Source organism: Pseudomonas sp. RA_35y_Pfl2_P32 (assembly GCF_963970735.1).
Classification (GTDB): domain Bacteria; phylum Pseudomonadota; class Gammaproteobacteria; order Pseudomonadales; family Pseudomonadaceae; genus Aquipseudomonas.
Genome location: NZ_CAXAQF010000294.1, coordinates 1 through 469 on the forward strand (window position 1 = coordinate 1; position 469 = coordinate 469).

1 pseudogene is annotated in these 469 nt (G+C 64.4%); it reads left to right on the forward strand.

The window, feature by feature from the left end:
• Positions 1–469 (forward strand): annotated as a pseudogene (locus AACY45_RS28350) (IS481 family transposase); the annotation flags it as partial.

Here is a 469-nt window from a genome sequence, read left to right on the forward strand (position 1 = left end):
CAACGGCAAGGGGCGGCGCGTGTCTACGGCGCGCGCGATCCAGTTGCTGGAAGGCGAAGGGGTCGAAACCCCCGAAGGTCTGGTGAAGGTCGAGCCGGGCCTGTTGAAGCGGGCGACGATCGACCGGATGCTGCGCGCGTCGGGGCTGGACCATGCCCGGGTAACGCGCCCCGGTGCAGCGGTACGCTTCCAGGCACGACGTTCGAACGAACTGTGGCACTTCGATATGAGCCCGTCCGACCTCAAGCAGGTGGAGGCACCGCTATGGATCGAGGAAGGACGCGGTCGGCCAATGCTGATGCTGTTCTCGGCGGTGGATGACTGTTCCGGTGTGGTCTATCAGGAATATCGCGGTGCCTATGGCGAGGATGCGGAGTCGGCCCTGCGCTTCCTGTTCAATGCGTTCGCCGCCAAGCCCGAACCCGAGTTGCCGTTCCAGGGCCTGCCGGTCACGATCTACATGGACAAT